16 protein-coding genes and 2 rRNA genes (1 of these 18 running past the window's edge) are annotated in these 21,491 nt (G+C 72.6%); 13 read left to right on the forward strand and 5 right to left on the reverse strand.

What is annotated here, in order from left to right:
• The 4 genes from OHA86_RS29795 to OHA86_RS29810 form a co-directional block, all read left to right on the forward strand.
• A 23S ribosomal RNA gene (locus OHA86_RS29795) occupies window positions 1-1,743 on the forward strand (it extends 1,385 nt beyond the left edge of the window).
• Window positions 1,744-1,881: 138 nt separating this feature from the next.
• Window positions 1,882-1,998: ribosomal RNA gene (rrf, locus tag OHA86_RS29800) — 5S ribosomal RNA — on the forward strand.
• A 275-nt stretch (window positions 1,999-2,273) separates the two neighbouring features.
• Entirely contained in the window at window positions 2,274-3,608 is a 1,335-nt protein-coding gene (locus tag OHA86_RS36165; protein WP_443071914.1) for a hypothetical protein, read from the forward strand.
• On the forward strand, window positions 3,593-4,507 hold the full coding sequence (locus OHA86_RS29810) for a hypothetical protein (RefSeq protein ID WP_329182607.1): 915 nt from the start codon (window positions 3,593-3,595) through the stop codon (window positions 4,505-4,507). The genes OHA86_RS36165 and OHA86_RS29810 overlap by 16 nt, the downstream gene beginning before the upstream one ends.
• An 86-nt stretch (window positions 4,508-4,593) precedes the next feature.
• Here the strand turns inward: OHA86_RS29810 and OHA86_RS29815 are convergent, their stop codons facing one another.
• Complete coding sequence (locus tag OHA86_RS29815; RefSeq protein ID WP_329180187.1) at window positions 4,594-5,916, reverse strand: DUF1015 domain-containing protein; 1,323 nt, start codon at window positions 5,914-5,916, stop codon at window positions 4,594-4,596.
• A 75-nt stretch (window positions 5,917-5,991) separates the two neighbouring features.
• On the opposite strand from OHA86_RS29815, the gene OHA86_RS29820 reads away from it, so the two are divergent.
• Window positions 5,992-7,011, forward strand: coding sequence for an HAD-IIA family hydrolase (locus OHA86_RS29820; protein WP_329180189.1), 1,020 nt, complete (start codon window positions 5,992-5,994; stop codon window positions 7,009-7,011).
• A gap of 568 nt (window positions 7,012-7,579) precedes the next feature.
• Here OHA86_RS29820 and OHA86_RS29825 read toward each other — a convergent pair.
• Together OHA86_RS29825 and OHA86_RS29830 are read right to left on the reverse strand one after the other, a co-directional pair.
• Window positions 7,580-8,380, reverse strand: coding sequence for a siderophore-interacting protein (locus OHA86_RS29825; RefSeq protein ID WP_329180191.1), 801 nt, complete (start codon window positions 8,378-8,380; stop codon window positions 7,580-7,582).
• A gap of 208 nt (window positions 8,381-8,588) precedes the next feature.
• Window positions 8,589-9,863, reverse strand: a complete 1,275-nt coding sequence (locus OHA86_RS29830; protein ID WP_329180192.1) for an MFS transporter — start codon at window positions 9,861-9,863, stop codon at window positions 8,589-8,591.
• 136 nt (window positions 9,864-9,999) lie between these two features.
• On the opposite strand from OHA86_RS29830, the gene OHA86_RS29835 reads away from it, so the two are divergent.
• On the forward strand, window positions 10,000-10,935 hold the full coding sequence (locus tag OHA86_RS29835) for a LysR family transcriptional regulator (RefSeq protein ID WP_329180195.1): 936 nt from the start codon (window positions 10,000-10,002) through the stop codon (window positions 10,933-10,935).
• A gap of 386 nt (window positions 10,936-11,321) precedes the next feature.
• Here the strand turns inward: OHA86_RS29835 and OHA86_RS29840 are convergent, their stop codons facing one another.
• Window positions 11,322-11,669 carry an SCP2 sterol-binding domain-containing protein gene (locus OHA86_RS29840; protein WP_329180197.1) on the reverse strand — a complete coding sequence of 116 codons (348 nt, stop codon included), beginning with the start codon at window positions 11,667-11,669 and terminating at the stop codon, window positions 11,322-11,324.
• Window positions 11,670-11,832: 163 nt separating this feature from the next.
• Between OHA86_RS29840 and OHA86_RS29845 the strand changes: the two genes are divergently transcribed.
• The 7 genes from OHA86_RS29845 (at window position 11,833) to OHA86_RS29875 (ending at window position 19,434) form a co-directional block, all read left to right on the forward strand.
• Complete coding sequence (locus tag OHA86_RS29845; RefSeq protein ID WP_329180199.1) at window positions 11,833-12,981, forward strand: hypothetical protein; 1,149 nt, start codon at window positions 11,833-11,835, stop codon at window positions 12,979-12,981.
• On the forward strand, window positions 12,974-13,225 hold the full coding sequence (locus tag OHA86_RS29850; protein WP_329180201.1) for a hypothetical protein: 252 nt from the start codon (window positions 12,974-12,976) through the stop codon (window positions 13,223-13,225). Before OHA86_RS29845 ends, OHA86_RS29850 begins: the two co-directional genes overlap by 8 nt.
• Before the next feature lie 13 nt (window positions 13,226-13,238).
• Window positions 13,239-14,048 (forward strand): TlyA family RNA methyltransferase, encoded by an 810-nt coding sequence (locus tag OHA86_RS29855; protein WP_329182608.1) that lies wholly within the window; start codon window positions 13,239-13,241, stop codon window positions 14,046-14,048.
• Window positions 14,045-14,959: an NAD kinase gene (locus tag OHA86_RS29860; RefSeq protein WP_329180202.1), complete on the forward strand. Its 915-nt coding sequence runs from the start codon at window positions 14,045-14,047 to the stop codon at window positions 14,957-14,959. The genes OHA86_RS29855 and OHA86_RS29860 overlap by 4 nt, the downstream gene beginning before the upstream one ends.
• 78 nt (window positions 14,960-15,037) lie before the next feature.
• Window positions 15,038-16,789: a DNA repair protein RecN gene (recN, locus tag OHA86_RS29865; RefSeq protein WP_329180204.1), complete on the forward strand. Its 1,752-nt coding sequence runs from the start codon at window positions 15,038-15,040 to the stop codon at window positions 16,787-16,789.
• A 559-nt stretch (window positions 16,790-17,348) separates the two neighbouring features.
• Window positions 17,349-18,182 carry a hypothetical protein gene (locus OHA86_RS29870; RefSeq protein ID WP_329180206.1) on the forward strand — a complete coding sequence of 278 codons (834 nt, stop codon included), beginning with the start codon at window positions 17,349-17,351 and terminating at the stop codon, window positions 18,180-18,182.
• A gap of 121 nt (window positions 18,183-18,303) precedes the next feature.
• Window positions 18,304-19,434: a glycosyltransferase family 4 protein gene (locus OHA86_RS29875; protein WP_329180208.1), complete on the forward strand. Its 1,131-nt coding sequence runs from the start codon at window positions 18,304-18,306 to the stop codon at window positions 19,432-19,434.
• A 38-nt stretch (window positions 19,435-19,472) separates the two neighbouring features.
• On the opposite strand, the gene OHA86_RS29880 is transcribed toward OHA86_RS29875, so the two are convergent.
• Window positions 19,473-21,287 carry a glycoside hydrolase family 15 protein gene (locus tag OHA86_RS29880; protein WP_329180210.1) on the reverse strand — a complete coding sequence of 605 codons (1,815 nt, stop codon included), beginning with the start codon at window positions 21,285-21,287 and terminating at the stop codon, window positions 19,473-19,475.
• Between the last annotated feature and the right edge of the window lie 204 nt (window positions 21,288-21,491).

Below are 21,491 nucleotides of genomic sequence, written 5' to 3' on the forward strand. Positions count from 1 at the left end.
GTAGCGATACAAGAGTGGGAAACTCTTGCGCCGATTGACTAAGGGTTCCTGGGTCAAGCTGATCTGCCCAGGGTAAGTCGGGACCTAAGGCGAGGCCGACAGGCGTAGTCGATGGACAACCGGTTGATATTCCGGTACCCGCTGTAAAGCGCCCAGTGCTGAATCCTTTGATGCTAAGGCCGTGAAGCCGCCTCTGATCTCTTCGGAGTGAGGGGGAGTGGTGGAGCCGCTGACCCAAGGGGGTAGTAGGTAAGTGATGGGGTGACGCAGGAAGGTAGTCCAGCCCGGGCGGTGGTTGTCCCGGGGTAAGGGTGTAGGACGTCATCCAGGTAAATCCGGGTGGCACATAGTCTGAGACCTGATGCCGAGCCGATTGTGGTGAAGTGGATGATCCTATGCTGTCGAGAAAAGCCTCTAGCGAGTTTTACGGCGGCCCGTACCCTAAACCGACTCAGGTGGTCAGGTAGAGAATACCGAGGCGTTCGGGTGAACTATGGTTAAGGAACTCGGCAAAATGCCCCCGTAACTTCGGGAGAAGGGGGGCCATGTTCGGTGATGGGACGTGCTCCTTGAGCTGGGTGTGGCTGCAGAGACCAGCGAGAAGCGACTGTTTACTAAAAACACAGGTCCGTGCGAAGCCGTAAGGCGATGTATACGGACTGACGCCTGCCCGGTGCTGGAACGTTAAGGGGACCGGTTAGTCACATTTCGGTGTGGCGAAGCTGAGAACTTAAGCGCCAGTAAACGGCGGTGGTAACTATAACCATCCTAAGGTAGCGAAATTCCTTGTCGGGTAAGTTCCGACCTGCACGAATGGCGTAACGACTTCTCGACTGTCTCAACCATAGGCCCGGTGAAATTGCACTACGAGTAAAGATGCTCGTTTCGCGCAGCAGGACGGAAAGACCCCGGGACCTTTACTATAGCTTGATATTGGTGTTCGGTTCGGCTTGTGTAGGATAGGTGGGAGACTTTGAAGTCATGGCGCCAGCCGTGGTGGAGTCGTCGTTGAAATACCACTCTGGTCGTGCTGGATGTCTAACCTCGGTCCGTGATCCGGATCAGGGACAGTGTCTGGTGGGTAGTTTAACTGGGGCGGTTGCCTCCTAAAGGGTAACGGAGGCGCCCAAAGGTTCCCTCAGCCTGGTTGGCAATCAGGTGTTGAGTGTAAGTGCACAAGGGAGCTTGACTGTGAGACTGACGGGTCGAGCAGGTACGAAAGTAGGGACTAGTGATCCGGCGGTGGCTTGTGGAAGCGCCGTCGCTCAACGGATAAAAGGTACCCCGGGGATAACAGGCTGATCTTCCCCAAGAGTCCATATCGACGGGATGGTTTGGCACCTCGATGTCGGCTCGTCGCATCCTGGGGCTGGAGTCGGTCCCAAGGGTTGGGCTGTTCGCCCATTAAAGCGGTACGCGAGCTGGGTTTAGAACGTCGTGAGACAGTTCGGTCCCTATCCGCTGCGCGCGTAGGAGTCTTGAGAAGGGCTGTCCCTAGTACGAGAGGACCGGGACGGACGAACCTCTGGTGTGCCAGTTGTCCTGCCAAGGGCATGGCTGGTTGGCTACGTTCGGGAGGGATAACCGCTGAAAGCATCTAAGCGGGAAGCCTGCTTCGAGATGAGGGCTCCCACCCACTTGATGGGGTAAGGCTCCCAGTAGACGACTGGGTTGATAGGCCGGATGTGGAAGCCTCGTAAGGGGTGGAGCTGACCGGTACTAATAGGCCGAGGGCTTGTCCTCATTTGCTCGCGTCCACTGTTTGGTTCCCGGGTTGCGAACAGTCGCACCGGTTGAACAGATTCACTTAACTGAAAAGTGTGCTTGTTCGCTTGGACTCTGTCGATGTCCCGCCTGCGCGGCGGGGCGACCCGATAGCGTTTCGGTGGTCATAGCGTTAGGGAAACGCCCGGTTACATTCCGAACCCGGAAGCTAAGCCTTTCAGCGCCGATGGTACTGCAGGGGGGACCCTGTGGGAGAGTAGGACACCGCCGAACAATCTTTCCAGACCCCTGGTCCTGGCCTAAGCGCTAGGACCAGGGGTCTTTTTGTATGGCGCCCACAAAGCGCGCCTTCCCCGTGGTTACGGGAGACTTGTACTACAGCAGCACGATTCGAGGAGTCACGTCGATGTCCAACTCGCCTGAAGACCGGCCCGAGCGTCCCGAACGCCGGGACTCGCGCCCGAACGGCGGTGGCGACCGCGGGGGTTACCGCAGTGGTGCCCCGCGAAGGGACGGCGACCGTCCCAGCGGTGGCGGCTTCCGCCGCGATGACCGACGTGACGATCGTCCACGTGACGACCGGCGTGATGACCGTCCGCGCGGTGGCCCGCGTCGTGACGGCGACCGTCCCGGCGGGAGTGGTGGCGGCTTCCGCCGCGACGACCGTCCCGGTGGTGGCGGCTTCCGCGGTAACGACCGCCCCCGCTATGACCGGCCAGCCGGCGGTGGCAGCGGTGGCGGCGGCGGTTTCCGTCGCGATGACCGTCCTGGTGGGGACCGTCCGCGCTTCAACGGTCCCCGTGATGACCGTCCCGGTGGCGACCGTCCGCGTCACGACGGTCCGCGTGATGACCGTCCGCGTGGTCCGCGTCGTGAGGGTGACCGTCCCGGTGGTGGCGGCGGTGGCTTCCGTCGTGACGACCGTCCCGGTGGCGACCGGCCCCGTTTCAACGGTCCCCGCGACGATCGCCCGCGCTACGACCGGCCGCGTGATGACCGTCCGGCCCGTGATGACAGGCCGCGCTACGACCGTCCCGCCGGCGACCGCCCGCGTTACGACGGTCCGCGTGATGACCGTCCGCGTGGTCCGCGTCGTGAGGGTGACCGTCCCGGTGGTGGCGGCGGTGGCTTCCGTCGCGATGACCGTCCCGGTGGCGACCGGCCCCGTTTCAACGGTCCCCGCGACGATCGTCCTGGTGGCGACCGTCCCCGTTTCAACAGTCCGCGGGATGACCGTCCTGGTGGGGACCGTCCGCGCTTCAACGGCCCCCGTGACGATCGCCCGCGTTTCAACGGCCCCCGTGACGATCGCCCGCGTTTCAACGGCCCCCGTGACGACAGGCCGCGCTACGACCGTCCCCGTGACGATCGCCCGAGCTATGACCGGCCGAGGGACGACCGTCCCCGCCATGACGGCCCCCGTGACGACCGTCCGCGCTACGACCGGCCGCGTGATGACCGTCCGGCCCGTGATGACAGGCCTCGCTACGACCGTCCCGCCGGCGACCGCCCGCGTTACGACGGTCCGCGCGACGACCGTCCGCGTGGCCCGCGCCGCGAGGACGACCGGGGCGGCTTCCGCCGCGACGACCGTCCCCGCGACGACCGTCCCCGTGACGACCGGCCGCGTTACGACCGTCCCCGCGAGGACCGCCCGCGTGACGACCGGCGGGACGACCGTCCCCGTGGTCCGCGGCGCGACGACGACCGTCCCCGCGACGACCGCGGCTACGGTCGGCGGCCCGCTGTCGAAGGGCGCGGCCGGTTCGAGAGCCGGGGCGGCCGGGACGAGCGGCGTGATGAGCGGGAGCCGATCCGCCGGCTGCCCATCCCCGACGAGGTCACCGGCCACGAGATCGACTCGAGCGTGCGCCAGGAACTGATGAGCCTGCCCAAGACGCTCGCCGACGACGTGGCGCGCAACCTGGTCATGGTCGCCCGGCTGCTCGACGAGGAGCCCGAGCAGGCGTACGCGTACTCGCGGATCGCGCTGCGGCTCGCCTCGCGTGTCGCGGCCGTACGGGAGGCGGCAGGCTTTGCCTCGTACGCCAGTGAGCGTTATGCCGAGGCGCTGGCCGAATTCCGGGCCACCCGGCGGATGACCGGCACGGTGGACCTGTGGCCGGTGATGGCGGACTGCGAGCGCGGCCTGGGGCGTCCCGAGCGGGCGCTGGAGATGGCGGGCGCGCCCGAGGTGCACAAGCTCGACAAGGCGGGCCAGGTCGAAATGCGCCTGGTGGCCGCGGGTGCCCGGCAGGACCTGGGGCAGGCCGAGGCGGCCGTCGTGACGTTGCAGAGCTCGGAGCTGGCGTCCAGCGCCGTGCATCCGTGGACCGCGCGGCTGCGGTACGCGTACGCCGACGCGCTGCTCGCCGTGGACCGGGAGTCCGAGGCGCGCGAGTGGTTCGCGAAGGCGCTGGAGGCCGACCAGAACGGCACCACCGACGCGTCCGACCGCCTCGCGCAGCTCGACGGGGTGGAATTCGTCGACGCCTTCGACGACACCGACGAGACGGACGGGCCCGAGGCGGCGGCCGGTAAGCCGTCCGGCACGAAGGACTCCGACACCGCCGTTGTCACCGGCGACGACGAGGACGCCGCCGACGATGAGGACGAGGACGAGGACGAAGGCGAGGACATCGCCGACGAGGATGACGCGGACGACAACGAGGACGACGCGGAGGAGACGGACGGCAAGGACGCCGACCTGACCGACGAGGCCGACCCGGCGTCATTCCTCGACTCGCCGTTCCGTGAGCCCGCACCGGGCGACAAGGACTAGTCCGGCGGACTGACACAAGGAGGGCGGCACCCGCACACCGCGGGTGCCGCCCTCCTTTTTTGCGCGCTTCGGCTCGGACAGCCCGGTCAGCCCAGGTCGAGGCACCGCATGACCAGCCCGCTGGCCGGCTTCGGCCCGAAGGACGTCGATTTCCTCGGCATCATCACGCCCTGCTGGGCGAGTTCGAGCACGACGTGCTCGCGTACCGGGTGCATCAGCACTGCCGTGCCCGCGTGCCGTTCCGCCTGCTCGACGGCGGCGTCGGCCGCGTGGATGTAGCGGATCTCGTCGGGGGAGCCGGGGGAGTCGGGGATCCGCCAGACGTGGTCGAGCAGCACGGTGTGCAGGACGGCGGCGTCGAGGCGCCGCCATTGCGGCGGGCGGTCGGCGGGCACGAGGCGGTCGAGCACGCCCGGGTCCGCGCGGTCCAGCAGGTGGAAGCCGCCGTCGCCGGCCAGGACGAAGGCGTTGCCGTCCCGCGCGGCGTCGGCGAGGGCGCCGAGGGCCTCGCCGAGGCTGTGGCCGGGCAGGGCGCGCACCCGGAAGTACGGGCGGGCGGCGTCGAGGGCGCGGTCGAGCGGCAGGCGTTCCAGCACCCGGTGGATGGCCCGGACCCGCAGCGGGTGGCGGGCGGTGTCGACCAGCAGGACGAGGCCGTAGTCCCACGCGGTGCCCGGCGGGTGCGCGGCCCGCAGCCTGCGGTAGGTGGCCCAGCGGTGGTGGCCGTCGGCGATCAGGGCCTGGCGGCCTGCCAGGTCGGCGCGGATCGCGTCGACCTCCGCCGGGTCGGTGAGCGACCACAGGCGGTGGCGCACGCCGTCCTCGGTCGTCGTGGCGAGCAGCGGCTCGCGGGTGCCGGCGGTGCGCTCGACGAGGGCGGCCGTCGCGTCGCCGTCGCGGTAGGCGAGCAGCAGGGGTTCGAGGTTGGCGTGGGTGGCGCGCATCAAGGCCGCGCGGTCGGCGACCGGGCCGGGCATCACGTCCTCGTGCGGCAGGACGACACCGCGCTCCGGCGGGGTGATCCGCAGGGCGCCGATGACTCCGCGCTGCAGGTGGTCGCCGTCGCGCTGCTCGTAGACGTACAGCGCGGGGCGCGGGTCGGCGGCCAGTACGCCCGCGTCGCGCCAGGCGGCGAGTGTGCGGGCGGCCTTGCGGTGCCGGGCGGCCGGTGACTCGGCGTCGGGAAGGATGAGGCGGACGACGTTGTACGGGTCGGCCGTCTCCAGGTGGCGCTGTCCGTCCGGGCGGACGACGACGTCGTACGGGGGCGATGTGACCGCCGCGAGGCTGCCGACGCGCTCCGCGACGTACCGCAGGCCGCGGAAGGGGATCAGCCGCAGGCCCTGCTCGCCATCAGGACCGGGGTGGGGTCCGGAGTCGGGTCCGGGGTAGGGACCGGGAGTGCTCATCAGCGCATGCTACGTGCGGCGGCGCGATGAGGGATGATCAGGACGACGACGACATACCGAGGAGCGAGCCCGCCCATGACTCACCGGACCAGTCCGAGCGGCAGCGACCAGCCGCTCGACACCGCGTACGACACGGCGCTGCTCGACCTCGACGGTGTCGTCTACACCGGAGGCGACGCGATCGCGCACGCGGTGGACTCGCTGGCCGCGGCCGGCTCCGACGGGATGCGGCTCGCCTACGTCACCAACAACGCCGCCCGTACCCCGGAGGCGGTCGCGGAACACCTCACCCGGCTCGGCGTGCCGGCCGACGCCGAGGACGTCATCACCTCGGCGCAGGCCGTCGCCCGGCTCATCGCCGACCATGTGCCGGCCGGGTCGAAGGTGCTGGCGGTCGGCGGGGAGGGCCTGTTCGCGGCGCTGCGCGAACGCGGGCTCCAGCCGGTCGAGTCCGCCGACGACAGCCCCGTGGCGGCAGTTCAGGGCTACGGGCCCGAGCTGCGCTGGTCGCAGCTCGCGGAGATGGCGCACGCGGTGAACGCCGGGGTGCCGTGGTTCGCCTCCAACACCGACCTCACGATCCCCAGCGCGCGCGGCATCGCGCCGGGGAACGGCGCGGCCGTCGAGGTCGTACGGATCGCGACCGGCGGTTCGCCGCAGGTGGCGGGCAAGCCGCTGCCGCCGATGCACCGGGAGACGGTGCTCAGGACCGGGGCGAAGCGGCCCCTGGTGGTCGGCGACCGGCTCGACACGGATATCGAGGGGGCGTACGCGGGCGGGGTGGACTCGCTGCTCGTCCTGACCGGGGTCACGAAGCCGGCCGATCTCGTCGCGGCCGCGCCGCACCACCGGCCGACCTATGTCGCGGCCGACCTGCGGGGGCTGCTCGTCGCTCACCCGTCCGTCGAGTGGGACGGCTCCCGTGCGACCTGCGGCGGTTGGACCGCCACCGCGTCGGGCGGTTCCCTGGATCTCACCGGGTCCGGCGAGGCGGCCGACGGCCTCCGAGCGGTGTGCTGCGCGGCCTGGTCCCTCGCCGAGTCGGCGTCGTCCGACCTCGACCTCTCCAAGGCGCTGGCCCGCCTGGGCCTCTGACGGCACCCGTGCGGCGCCCTTCGCATGGGCGGCGGGTTCCGGCTGCCCGCGCCCTTGGGGGTTGTGCCTGCCCGTTTCCACCCGACGGTCCGCCGTGGCTTGTCGCGCAGTTCCCCGCGCCCCTGGGCGATTGCCCCTTGCGGTGCGTGCTCGCCTGCGGCGCCATCTCGGCTGGCCGCGCCGTTCCCCGCGCCCCTACGGGGCTCGGCTCTTCCGCCGAGGGCAAGCGAGCTTTTCAGGGGCGCGAGGAACGGCGCGCGCAGCCACGACAGCGGGAGAGAAGCGCCGCCGCAGCAAGTGGCAATCACCTGGGGGCGCGAGGAACTGCGCGACCAGCCACGACGCGGCCGCGGGCAAAGGAAAAACAGGACGGGGCACCCGCTCAGGAGTGCGGGGAACGGGGCGCTCGGCCACGGCGGTGGGAGAGAAGCGACGCCGCAGCAAGTGGCACCCCCTCAAGGGCGCGGGGAACCGCCCGACGAGCCACGGCGAACCGTCGGGTGGAAACGGGCAGCCACCACCCCAGGGCGCGGGGAACCGCCCGCGATCCGGGCGGCCGGGGGAAGGGTCAGGTCGCCGGGAGAAGCGCGTCCTCGGACGTACCGTCGCGCCAGTAGCCGGCGAAGGCGACCGCAGGTCGCGGGAATGCGCGGGCACCGACGAGGTGCCGGCGGACCTCCCGGACGACCGCCGCCTCCCCGGCCACCCACGCATACGGCGCCCCCGCCGGAAACGCGGCGGCGGCGAGAGCCGCGGGCAGGGAGGCGGGCCGGGTCAGCCATGTGACCTCCGCGTCGCACTTCGTGGCGAGGTCGATGCGGTCCGCGGGATCGCCGACCGAGATCCACGCCTTGACCACCGTGCCGGCCGGCAGCCACTCCAGGATGCCGGCGACGGCCGGCACCGCCGTCTCGTCGGCGCACAGCAGTACCCAGTCGGTGTCGCCCGGCGGCTGGAAGTCCACCCCGCCGTTGTCGGGCACGACGGGCGCGAGCACGGTGAGCCGGTCACCCGGTACGGCCCGGGCGGCCCACCGGGAGGCGGGCCCGAGGTCGCCGTGCAGTGCGAAGTCGATGTCGACCTCGACGGGATCGCGCCGCGCGTCCCGAATCGTGTAGGTGCGCATGATGCCGCGCACCGCCGGGTCGAGGGCGCGCCAGCGCGGGTACCAGTCGGCGTCGAGGAGGTCGGGGAGGACGGGCACGTCCTGCCCCTCCTGCGGCAGGAAGAGCTTGAGCCGCTGGTCCCGCCCGCCGCTGACGAGCGCGTCGAGGCCGGGGCCGCCGAGCACGATCCGCAGCATGCCGGGGGAGAGCCGGTGGGTGCGCAGCACACGGGTGTGGAAGAAGTCGTAGGTGGGCGCGGCCATGACCTCAGCTCACCCTCTTCACGTCGGCGGCCGACAGCGGCGTGGAGGCGGGGGACAGGTTCATGGTGGCGCACCGCTCTGCTCGGAAGGAGATCAATAAGGTGAGGCTAACCTAACCTCCATGATGGGTGACCGTGAAGGCCGACCGTGAAGGGCGGCACGACCCGATGCGGTGGCGGCCCCCGACCGTCACCGCCCTGGCGGCCCGTCACGTCCGGCTCGGCTCCGGCTCGGGCTCGGACAGACGCGCCGCCGCGCGGCGGCGCCGGGGAAGCAGCAGCGGAGTCGCCAGCAGGAGTACGCCCGCCAGGCCGATCGCCGTACGCGGGCCGAGCAGGGCACCCAGTACGCCCCACAGCGCCGTCAGGAGCGCGGTCGAGGCCTTGGTCGTCACCGCCCAGGCGGACAGCGTGCGGGTCACCCGGTCGGTCGCGGTGCGCTCCAGGCGGTAGGTGGCGTAGACGGGGTTGAAGACCCCGCAGCAGAAGATGAGCCCGAGCTCGACGCCCATCACCAGCAGCAGCCCTCCGGTGCCAGGACCCAGGAAGGCCAGGCCGACGGGCCAGAGCGCGCGCAGCGTTCCGGCCACGACCAGGACCCGGAGCTGCCCGAACCGGGTGGCGAGCGGCCGGGCCAGCCGTGAACCGAGCAGCCCGCCGATCGAGGGCGCGGCGAAGGCGAGGCCGTACTGCCAGGGTGCGAACCCGAGCCGGCCGAGCATCAGGACGGCCAGCAGCGGATCGGCGGCCATCACCAGGCCGTTGAAAAGGGCGGTGTTGAACAGCAGCGGGCGCAGCGTCGTGTCGGCGAGGATGTACCGCCAGCCGTCGAGCAGGTCCCCGGCCCGCATGCGTGCGGCCTCCCGGCGCTCGGGCAGCGGCTCGTGCCCGCCCGTCGCGCGGATGCCCAGGGCCGACAGCAGGTAGCTGACCGCGTCGGCCACCACCGTCGCCACCGGGCCGAGGAGCCCGATCGCGGCGCCGCCCAGTGGCGGTCCGACGATCGTGGTCGTCCAGGCCGTCGACTCGAACCGGGCGTTGGCGACGAGCAGGTCCTCGGCCGGCAGCAGTGTCTTCAGGTACGCGCCGGAGGCCGCGCGGAAGGAGATGTCGGCCGCCGCGACGACGACCGAGACCAGCAGGAGCTGGACGAAGGTGAGCACGCCGAGCGCGAACGCGGCGGGGATCGTCAGCAGTGCCGCGAACCGCGCCAGGTCCATCGCGACCAGCACCGGCCGCTTGCGGCGGAATTCCACCCACGGGCCGAGCGGTACCGCCACGACCGCGCCCACCGCCACCCCCACGGAGGAGAGCGCGGCGGCCTCGGCCGGTCCGGCGTGCAGCACCTGGATGGCGATCACCGGGAACGCGCCGAAGGCCAGCCACGTACCGAGCGCGCTGGTCCCGTACGCTCCCCAGAGCCACCCGAACCGCCAGCCCAGCCGCTGGCCGAGCAGATGCCCCAGCCGGTGCCCGCTCTTCATGCCCGCCGCCCCCTCGTTGCCCAGCTGTACAACCGATCCGTGATCGGACGTATCAAAGCGAGCCCTGTACCCGGGGATCAAACAACCGCGGGGCCACCCAGCCACAACCAATGGTTGTGCCCTTAGGGTCTCCGGCATGGACCTCGACACCGTCCGGACCTTCGCCGCCGCCGCCGACGCGGGGCAGTTCCAGGAGGCCGCCGCCGAGCTGGGGGTCACCCAGCAGGCCGTCTCCAAGCGCATCGCCGCGCTGGAGCGCGACCTCGGGGTACGGCTGTTCACCCGTACCGCGCGCGGCGCCGAACTCACCATCGACGGGCAGGCGTTCCTGCCCCACGCCCGCGAGCTGCTGCGCGTCGCCGAGCGGGCCGGCGCGTCCGTGGGTGCCGGCCGCCGCCCGCTGCGCGTCGACGTGATCGCCTCGCGCAGCGCGCAATCGGGCCTGCTGCGCGGCTTCCACCGCGCACACCCCGACATCGACCTCGACGTGGTGATGCTGTTCGAGATCGAGACGGCCGTCGCCGCCATCCGGTCCGGAGCGATCGACGCGTCCTTCCGCGCGGTCGCCGCGCCCGGCCGGCCCTTCCCCGAGGACATCGCGTCCGTCCGGGTGGTCGACGAGCCGCTCCAGCTGCTCACCGGCCCCGCCCACGCGCTGGCGGGCGCCAGGTCGGTGCCCCTGGCCCAGCTCGCCGGGCACCGGATCTGGATGCCCGGCATCGTGCCCGGTACCGAGTGGGGCGCCTACTACGACGACCTCGCCGCCGAGTTCGGCCTCACCATCGAGGCGACCGGCCCCAACTTCGGCTCCGACGCGCTCCTCGACACCATCGCCGACACCCCGGCGCTGGCCACCTTCATGGGCGAGCCCACCCGCCTCGTCTGGCCCGCCGGCTACGGCCTGCGCCGCATCCCGGTGACCGACCCGGTGCCGGTCTACCCGCACTCGCTCCTCTGGCACCGCGACAACCCCCACCCGGCGCTGGCCACCCTCCGCGCCCACCTCGCCGCCACGGCGGCCGGCCACGACGCCCCCGGGACCTGGGCGCCGCGCTGGGTGATCCCGCACTGAACGCCGCCGCGCGACGGCCGCCGTGTCGGCCCGTCGATGAGGCGACATCCCCCTTGACGACCTTCCCGGGAGGGCCTGGACGACTGCCCGAAATGCCGATACGTCGACAGAATGATCAAGACCGCGGACGGTTCCGGGCACTCCTGGAGACGACCAGCGGGTCATCACGTGTGAGCCGAGTGTCGACATATCCGGCCGTTCCCGCGTCATCGGCGTCCAAGCCACCGCCTGCGGCAAGTCGACAATGCGGCAGGCGGCTTGCCCGGCCGCTCAAGCCTGAGCAGTGCGGGCGATGGGCGGCCTCCGGGCCATCGGGGTGGCGCCTGACGGCCCGCGGTCGCGCACGACTCGACCAGGCTGCGGGGGGCGCCGAGCCCCCGGCACGGTCACAGCAGCGAGCGCAGCCGCATCACGTCGCGCAGGCCCGCCTGGACCTTGACCCGTCCGCTGCCCCAGGCCTTGGCGAAGCTCAGCTGGCCGCCGACCATCGCCACCAGGTCGTCGCCCGACATCGTCAGCCGGATCTGCGCCTTGTCGGCCGGTGTGCCGGGCACGGTGACCACATCGGTGATCGTCCCGTCGGCGAGCCGCCCCACGAAGGTGATGTCCAGATCGGTGATCCGGCAGCTCAGCGAACGGTCGAAGGCGGTGGCGGCACGGACGTCGCCCTGTGCCCGCGCCATGTTCAGCGACAGCTGGTCGAGTGCGGTGCGGCACTCCTCGATGGTGGCCATCGGCGCGGTCTCTCCCGGTCGGACGGTACGTCCGGACGACGGTACCGCAGGGCACCGTCAACGGGCTGTGGCGGCGGAAGGCGGTAGCGTCATGACCACGGTGGTCCGCCGCGCGGTCCGCCGGGTGAACGATGTGTCAACGGCGAGGCGAGGAGTGAGAGCGATGCGGGACGCGCTGCGTACCTGTCTGCAGATCGCGGGCGGCCTGACCGAGGCCACCCGCCGCCGTACGGTCGACGCGGCCAGGGAGCTGCTCGACCAGACCGGCATCGACGTCGATGCCGTGCAGCGGAAGATCAATTCCGCCATCCCGGCGGAGGTGCAGACTCTCGCCGACGAACTGATGGCCACCGGACGGGCCAACCGCGACCTGCTGGTCGGGCTGATCCGCGAGGAGGTCGACAAGACCATGAGCCGGGTCGGCCGGCTCGCCGACGAGGTGACGAAGGTCGGCGTCGTGCTGGAAACGCTCGAACGCCGCATCCGCAACCTGGAGTCGACCGACTCCGACGACGACGGCGCCCGTGCCGGTGCCGGCGCGGCTCCCGCTGAGCCCAAGGGCGCGCCCTCCGATCCCGCGCCGCCGGTCCAGCGCGTGCCGGTCGAGACCGAGCCAGCCGAGTCCGCGACCGCCAAGGAGACCGTCCCGGCGGCGAAGAAGGCGGCGCCCGCGAAGAAGTCCGCCGCCCCGGCCGCGAAGAAGGCGGCGCCCGCAGCCCGTAAGACCGCCGCGGCGAAGAAGGCCACCACCACCAAGTCGGCTGCCGCCCACAAGACCACGGCGACCAAGAAGACCGCGGCAGCCAAGAAGACCGCGGCGACGGGGCAGATGGCGCCGACGCCCGCGGTGAAGAAGGCGCCGGCCGCGAAGAGGACCACCGCGGCCGGCGGCACGCCGACTGCCAAGAAGACCGCGTCCGCGACCGGCGGTACACCGGCCGCGAAGAAGACCGCGCCCGCAGCCGGCGGCACGACCAGCGCGAAGAAGGCGGCCGCCGCGCCCGGCGGGACGACCGCCACGGAGAAGACCGCGGCCGCGGTCGGCGGGACGGCCGCGGCGAAGAAGACGGCCGCCGCGCCCGGCGGCACGGCCAGTGCCAAGAAGTCCGCGGCGAAGAAGACCACCGCGGCCGGCGCGAAGAAGACCGCGCCCGCGACCGGCGGCACCTCGGCCGCGAAGAAGACGGCCGCGGAGGCCGGCGGCACCACCGCCGCGAAGAAGGCCACCCCGGCGACCGTCGCCAAGAAGACCGCGGCGAAGAAGTCCGCCGCAAAGAAGACCGCGTCACCGGACGTCACCGGTGATGAGTGAGCCCACCGCCCCAGCAGGCGCGTACGGCGGCGAGACCGGGGCCGCGCACCCCGGGGAGGCATCCGCGCGCCCCGAGCCGTTGGGGGTGACGGTCGCCCCCACGGGGAATGCTGAGGTCGACGCGGCGACCAGCCGCCTCGCCGACGCCGATGAAATGCCGACGCAGTCGCACATCGAGGTGTACGAGGATGTGCACCGCGGGCTGCGCGACGCGCTCGCCGCGCTGGACGAGAACAGGAGCTGAACGGTACGTGGCAGTGGCACGACGCCGACTCGACGCCGAGCTGGTGCGCCGGAAACTCGCGCGCTCGCGGGAGCACGCAAGCCAGTTGATCGCCGCGGGCCGGGTGACGGTGGGGGGTGCGACCGCCACGAAGCCCGCCACGCAGGTGGAGACCTCGGCCGCCGTCGTGGTGGCCGAGGACGAAGGCAGCCCCGACTACGTGTCGCGCGGCGGCCACAAGCTGGCCGGCGCGCTGGCCGCGTTCCAGCCCCTGGGCCTGGCGGTCGAGGGCCGCAGGGCGCTGGACGCGGGCGCCTCCACCGGCGGCTTCACCGATGTCCTGCTGCGGGCGGGCGCGGCGCAGGTGGTCGCGGTCGACGTGGGCTACGGCCAGCTCGCCTGGTCGTTGCAGAGCGACCCGAGGGTCGTCATCAAGGACCGCACCAATGTCCGTGAGCTGACGCTTCAGCACATCGACGGCGAGCCGGTCGACGTGGTCGTCGGGGACCTGTCGTTCATCCCGCTCGGCCTGGTGCTGCCGGCGCTGGTGCGGTGCGCCGCGCCGGACGCGGACCTCGTGCTGATGGTCAAGCCGCAGTTCGAGGTGGGCCGGGAGCGGCTGGGCAGCGGCGGGGTGGTCCGCAGCGCGCAGCTGCGGGCCGAATGCGTGACGAAGGTCGCGGGGCAGGCGGCGGAGCTGGGCCTCGGCGTGCTCGGGGTGACCGCGAGCCCGTTGCCCGGCCCTTCGGGGAACGTGGAATATTTTCTGTGGCTGCGCGCCGGTGCGCCCGTACTGGACCCGGCCGATGTCGACCGTGCTGTGGCGGAGGGGCCGAACCGGTGACCATCAAGAGCGACGTAGAGGACCGTACCGTCTTCCTGCTGACCCACACCGGCAGGGCCGCCGCGATCCGCAGCGCCGAGCGGGTCGTCCAGGGCCTGCTGCGCTGCGGGATCGGTGTGCGGCTGCTCGCCGACGAGGCCGTGGACCTGCCGCTGCCCGAGGCCGTGGAGCAGGTCGACGTGGCCGGCCCCGAGGCGGTCGAGGGCTGCGAGCTGATCATCGTGCTGGGCGGGGACGGGACACTGCTGCGGGGCGCGGAGTTCGCCCGCGCCTCGGGCGTGCCGCTGCTGGGCGTCAACCTCGGCCGGGTCGGCTTCCTCGCCGAGGCGGAACGCGACGATCTCGACAAGGTCGTGGACCGGGTCGTCACCCGGGAGTACGAAGTCGAGGAGCGGATGACCCTCGATGTGCTGGTACGCAACGACGGCCGCATCGTGCACACCGACTGGGCGCTCAACGAGGCCTCCGTCGAGAAGGCGTCGAGGGAGCGGGTCCTGGAGGTCGTCACCGAGGTCGACGGCCGCCCGGTGTCCCGCTTCGGCGGCGACGGCGTCGTCTGCGCGACCCCGACAGGCTCCACCGCGTACGCCTTCTCGGCCGGCGGCCCCGTGGTCTGGCCGGAGGTCGAGGCGCTGCTCATGGTCCCGATCAGCGCGCACGCGCTGTTCGCCAAGCCGCTGGTGACCTCGCCGCGCTCGGTGCTCGCCGTCGAGGTGCAGCCGGAGACGCCCAACGGCGTGCTGTGGTGCGACGGCCGCCGTACGGTCGAACTGCCCGCGGGGGCCAGGGTCGAGGTCAGGCGCGGCGCCGTCCCGGTCCGGCTGGCCCGGCTGCACCACGCCTCCTTCACCGACCGCCTGGTGGCGAAGTTCGCCCTCCCGGTGGCGGGCTGGCGCGGCGCCCCCCGCTAGGGCCGCGGCACTGGCGCATGGCGGGGTGAAAGGGCGTCGCTCGGCGGCGGGCGTCGCGCCGGGGCCGGGAAACCTCGTATGGTCGTATCCGTGTTGGAGGAAATGCGGATCCGGTCGCTTGGAGTCATCGAGGACGCCGTGGTGGAACTGTCACCCGGCTTCACCGCGGTGACCGGTGAGACCGGCGCGGGCAAGACCATGGTCGTGACCAGCCTCGGCCTGCTGCTGGGCGGCCGGGCCGACCCCGCCCTGGTGCGGATCGGCGCCGCTGCGGCGGTCGTCGAGGGCCGGATAACGATGGCGCCGGACGCGCGCGCCGCGATCCGCGCCCAGGAGGCGGGCGCGGAACTCGACGACGGCGCGCTGCTGATCAGCCGTACGGTGTCGGCGGAAGGCCGCTCCCGGGCGCACCTCGGCGGCCGTACGGTCCCGATCGGGCTGCTCGGCGAACTCGCCGACGACCTGGTCGCGGTGCACGGCCAGACCGACCAGCAGGGCCTGCTGCGGCCGGCCAGGCAGCGCGAGGCACTGGACCGCTACGCCGGGCCCGGCGTCGTCGCGGCGCTGGAGAAGTACGGTGCCGCCTACCGCAGGCTGCGCGATATCGCCACGGAACTGGCCGAGCTGACCACCCGGGCCAGGGAACGCGCACAGGAGGCGGATCTGCTGCGCTTCGGCGTCGAGGAGATCGCCGCGGCCGAGCCGCTGCCCGGGGAGGACGCCGACCTCGCCGCCGAGGCCGAGCGCCTCGGGCACGCCGAAGCGCTGGCCTCCGCCGCGACCCTCGCGCACGCGGCGCTGGCCGGAAATCCGGAGGACCCCGAGGGCGTGGAGGCCGGCACGCTGGTCGCCGGCGCCCAGCGCGCCCTGGACTCGGTCGCCGCGCACGACCCCGACCTGGCCGCGCTCGCCGGGCGGCTGGGCGAGGTGGGCATCCTGCTCGGCGACGTGGCGGGCGAACTCGCCGGTTACGCCGACAAGCTGGACGCCGACCCGCTGCGGCTCGCCGCGGTCGAGGAACGCCGGGCCGTCCTCGCGCACCTGGTCCGCAAATACGGCACCGACATCGACGCGGTGCTCGCCTGGGCCGGGCAGAGCGGGTCACGGCTGGCCGAGCTGGAGGGCGACGACGACCGCATCAGCGGACTCACCGCGGAGCGGGACGCGTTGCGCGCCGAGCTGAGCGGCCTGGGCCAGCAGCTCACCGACCTGCGGACCGAGGCCGCCGAGCGGTTCGCCGTCGCCGTCACCGCCGAGCTGGCCGAACTGGCGATGCCGCACGCCCGGGTCACCGTCGCCATCCGGCAGACCGAAGCGGTGGATGCCGAATCGGGCATCGAGATCGGGGGGCGGGCCGTCGCTTACGGGCCGTCCGGCGCGGACGAGGTCGAGCTGCTGCTCGCCCCGCATCCCGGCAGCCCTGCCCGGCCGATCGCCAAGGGCGCGTCCGGGGGTGAGCTGTCCCGGGTGATGCTCGCCGTCGAGGTGGTCTTCGCCGGGTCCGACCCGGTGCCGACGTATCTCTTCGACGAGGTGGACGCCGGGGTCGGCGGCAAGGCGGCGGTCGAGGTCGGGCGCCGCCTCGCGCGGCTGGCCCGCACCGCCCAGGTCGTCGTGGTCACCCACCTGCCGCAGGTCGCCGCGTTCGCCGACCGGCAGCTCCTGGTCGAGAAGACCAGCGACGGGTCCGTCACCCGCAGCGGTGTCACCGTCCTGGAGGGCGAGGACCGCATCCGCGAGTTGTCCCGCATGCTTGCGGGCCAGGACGATTCTGTGCTGGCGCGGGCCCATGCCGAGGAGCTTCTGGCTACCGCCAGAACCTCCCGCTGACTCTGCGGCCAGCGCCGCGCCCTCTTCGGCTGGGGCGAAGCCCCGTAGCGGTGCGCTCAGCCCCCGCCGGGGCGCGGGTGGTTGCCGGCCGGGTGGGGGCGTTCGGTGTGCTCCGGGCCACCGGGCGGTGGGTGGTTGCCCGCGCCGTTCCTCGCGCCCCTGGTGGTTGTCCTGTGCGGCGGGGCCGAGCCCCCGCCGGGGCGCGGGTGGTTGCCGGCCGGGTGGGGGCGTTCGGTGTGCTCCGGGCCACCGGGCGGTGGGTGGTTGCCCGCGCTGTTCCTCGCGCCCCTGGGTGGGCACGCCGTGCCGTAAGGGACCGCACAACCCCCGCACCCGGGGGGAGCGCAGCCCCTGCCGCGAGGGAGGCCGTCGGAACCCCCGCGCCCGGGCGGGAAGCGCAGTTTCTGCCGGGAGGGGGGCCGCCGGGAACCCCGGGCACGGAGGGGGAGCGCGGCGGCGGCGCAGGGGAGCCGTCAGAACCCGCGCACCCTCGGAGGGAAGTGCTCTGGGGTTGGGGGAGGGGAGGGGTGGGCAAGTGTGCGGGGGAGCGGGGGAGTCGATGGTGGAGGCAAAGAGCGGGCGGCTGTCCGTCGGATTGGCCGCGGCCGGGGCCACCCGGGTCGCGTACGCGCAGCTGCGGCGCAGACCGCCGGTCGAACCGCGGATGTGGCGCCGGACGAACTACGCCGGCCGCGGGGTCGAGCTGTACGGCGGCCTGGCCGCCGCGGCAGGTGCGGCCACAGCGGTGGCCGCGGCCCGCGGCCTGGCGCTGCGTACCCGGCTCGCCGCGGTCGGCGCCGCGCTGGCGGCCGGGGCCTGCGGGGCGTACGACGACCAGCACGGCTCGCCCGGGGAAAGAGGATTCGGCGCCCACCTGGCGGCGCTGCGCGAGCGCCGCTTCACCTCGGGCGCGGTGAAACTGCTCGGCATAGGCGCCGCGGGCCTCGCCGCCGGCGCCCTGCTCAAGTCGCACCCTGCCGACCAGCTGCTGGCCGGCGTGGTGATCGCCGGCAGCGCCCACGCGGTGAACCTCCTGGACGTGCGGCCCGGCCGCGCGGCCAAGGCGGTGATCGCGGTCGGCGCCCCCGGCCTGCTGCGCCGCGGCCCGGCGGCCCTGCTGGCCGCCGCACCCGTCGGGGCCGCCGCCGCGGTGCTGCGCGACGACGTGAGCGAGCGCACGATGCTGGGCGACGCGGGCGCCCACGCGCTCGGCGCCGCGCTGGGCGCCGCCGTTGCCGTGGCCAACGGCAGGACCGGGCTGCTGCTGCATGCCACGGCGCTGGTCGCGATGGCGGCGGCGGGCGACCGGATCTCCTTCGCCGAGCGGTTGTGGAAGGCTCCCGGGGTGCGCCACGCCGACTCCTGGGGCCGGGTGATCCACCCGTACGGGTGATCCGTGGCGCGGATGAGACGGTCCGACACCGCCCGTGCCTGCTCCGCGACTTGCGCGGCCTGGCATCCTGGACTGGCCGTACCCGCCGCAGACCGTGCCCGAGTCAGGAGCAGTACCCCGCGTGAGCAGCACCTCCGACCCCTTCGCAGGGCAGCTGCACGCCGTGCATGTCCTCGGCACGACGGCGGGAGCACACGTCAGCTCACTGGTCGGCGGACTGGTGGCGCGGGGTGTCGAGGTGACCGTGTGCGGCCCGCCCGCGGCCGAGGCGCACTACGCCTTCGGCACGACCGGCGCCCGTTTCGTCCCGGTCGACCTGGGCCGCCGCCGCGCCACCGCGGCCGACGCGCCGGTGGTCGGCGCGCTGCGGGCCGCCTTCAACGGCGCGGGCGTGGTCCACGCGCACGGCCTGTGGGCCGGATTCCTCGCCGCCGTCGCGCTCGGCGGACGCGGCGTCCCGCTGGTCGTGACCTGGCACGGCGGCGCCCCCGCGGCGGGCGGCCGGGGCCTGGTGCTGCGCTGGCTGGAGCGCCGGGCGGTGCGCGGCGCCACCGTCGTGCTCGGGGTGTCGTCCGACCTGGTCGACCGGGCGCGCCGCCTCGGCGGCAAGGACGTACGGTTCGCGCCGGCCGCCGTACCGCGTCCGGTGGGCCGGCCGCCCAAGCCGCCGGGGGAGGGCGAGCGGCACCGGCGCAGGACCAGGGCCGACCACGGCGCCCTCGACCGTCCGCTGCTGCTGGCGGTCGGCAGGCTCGAACCGCGGCAGGGCTACGACCTGCTGCTGGACGCCGCCGCGCTGTGGTCGGCGCTCGACCCGGCACCGCTGGTGGCCGTGGCGGGCGAGGGCGGGCAGCGGGCCGCGCTGGAGCGCCGTATCGAGGCCGGGCGGCTGCCGGTGCTGCTGCTGGGCTGCCGCGACGACGTCCCCGACCTGCTGACCGCCGCCGACCTGGTGGTGCTGCCCAGCCGCTGGGAGGCCCGCGCGCTGATCGCCCAGGAGGCGCTGCACGCGGGGGTGCCGCTGGTCGCCACCGACGTCGGCGGGATGCGCGAACTGGTCGGCGACGCGGCCGTCCTGGTCCCCTACGGCGACCCGCAGGCCCTGGCCGCCGCGGTCACCGACCTGCTGGCCGACCCCGACCGCAGGGCCGCGCTGTCCATCGCGGGCCGCGCCCAGGCCGCCACCTGGCCCACCGAGGACGACACGGTGGCCCAGGTGCTCAGCGTCTACGACGAACTCACCCGGCCGTAGGGCACGCGGCCCCGGGACGGCTCACGCCCTGCGGCGGTTCACGCCCGGAAGGCGCCGGCCGCGGTCAGCCGCAGCGCGGTGTCGATCAGCGGCACATGGCTGAACGCCTGCGGGAAGTTGCCGACCTGGCGCTTGCGGCGCGGGTCCCACTCCTCGGCGAGCAGCCCCAGATCGTTGCGCAGCACGAGCAGCTTCTCGAACAGCCGCCGCGCCTCCTCCACCCGGCCGATCATCGCCAGGTCGTCGGCGAGCCAGAAGGAGCAGGCCAGGAAGGCGCCCTCGTCGCCGGGCAGTCCGTCGAGGTTGTCGTCGCCGCTGGTGTCGCCGCTGGAGGTCGGGTAGCGCAGCACGAAGCCGTCCTCGGTGGACAGCTCCCGCTGGATCGCCTCGATGGTGCCGATGACCCGCTTGTCGTCCGGCGGCAGGAAGCCCATCTGCGGGATCAGCAGCAGCGAGGCGTCCAGCTCGCGCGAGCCGTAGGACTGCGTGAAGGTGTTGCGCTCCCGGTCGTAGCCCTTCTCGCACACGTCGTAGTGGATCTCGTCGCGCAGGTCCTTGAGGCGTTCCAGCGGCCCGTCGACCTCGCCGGACTCGATGAGCTTGACCGTGCGGTCCACCGCGACCCAGGCCATCACCTTGGAGTGCACGAAGTGCCGGCGCGGGCCGCGTACCTCCCAGATGCCCTCGTCGGGCTCGTTCCAGTGCTTCTCCAGGTAGCGGATCAGCTTGAGCTGGAGCACGCTGGCGTAGTCGTTGCGGGCGAGGCCGGTCATATGGCCCAGGTGCAGCGCCTCGGTGACCTCGCCGTAGACGTCCAGCTGGAGCTGGTGCGCGGCGCCGTTGCCGATGCGTACCGGGGTGGAGCCCTCGTAGCCGGGCAGCCAGTGCAGCTCGTTCTCGCCCAGCTCGCGTTCGCCGGCGATGCCGTACATGATCTGCAGGTTCTCCGGGTCGCCGGCCACCGCCCGCAGCAGCCACTCGCGCCAGGCCTGCGCCTCCTCGCGGTAGCCGGTGCGCAGCAGCGAGGACAGGGTGATCGCGGCGTCCCGCAGCCAGGTGAAGCGGTAGTCCCAGTTGCGGACCCCGCCGATGTCCTCTGGCAACGATGTCGTCGGCGCGGCCACGATTCCGCCGGTCGGACCGTAGGTCAGCGCCTTGAGAGTGATCAGCGAGCGCACCACCGCCTCGCGGTAGGGCCCGGTGTACGTACACTGCTCGACCCACGCCCGCCAGAAGTCCTCGGTCGCGGTCAGCGACCCCTCCGGATCGGGCAGCGAGGGCTGCGGCTTGTGGGAGGGCTCCCAGCTGATGGTGAAGGCGACCCGGTCACCGGGTGCGACGGTGAATTCCGAGTAGGTCGTCAGGTCCTTGCCGTAGGTGTCGACCTCGGTGTCCAGCCACACCGAGTCGGGGCCGGCCACCGCGACCGTGCGGTCGCCGACCTTGTGCACCCACGGCACCACCTGGCCGTACGCGAAGCGCATCCGCAGCGAGGAGCACATCGGCACCCGGCCGCTGACCCCCTCCACGATCCTGATCACCTGCGGGGCGCCGTCGCGCGGCGGCATGAAGTCGATGACCCGGACCGTGCCGCGCGGGGTGTCCCACTCGGACTCCAGTACGAGCGAGTCGCCGCGGTAGCGGCGGCGGGTCGAGTTCGGCGGCTCGGCGGCGGCCGGGTGGGCCGGGCCGAGACGCCAGAAACCGTGCTGCTCGGTGCCCAGCAGCCCGGCGAAAACCGCCGGTGAATCGAACCTCGGCAGGCACAGCCAATCGACCGTGCCGTCCCGGCAGACCAGTGCGGCGGTCTGCATATCACCGATGAGTGCGTAGTCCTCGATACGCCCGGCCACGTGCGACTCCAGTCGAAATGACGGCGCCGCCCCACGTCCTGGGGCGGTCTTGCGGTCTGGGGATATTCGACGAGCTCATGATCCGGGAGCGGGCGGGATGGTGCCGTGCCGGCCGGCTCGCATCAATGCGTCCGTGAAGGATACGTCGTCCGGGTGGCCGGATGTGCCCGTCTCGGCGATCTTCGCTCAGCCGGCCGGGTGCAG

The organism is Streptomyces sp. NBC_01477, assembly GCF_036227245.1.
Taxonomy (GTDB): domain Bacteria; phylum Actinomycetota; class Actinomycetes; order Streptomycetales; family Streptomycetaceae; genus Actinacidiphila.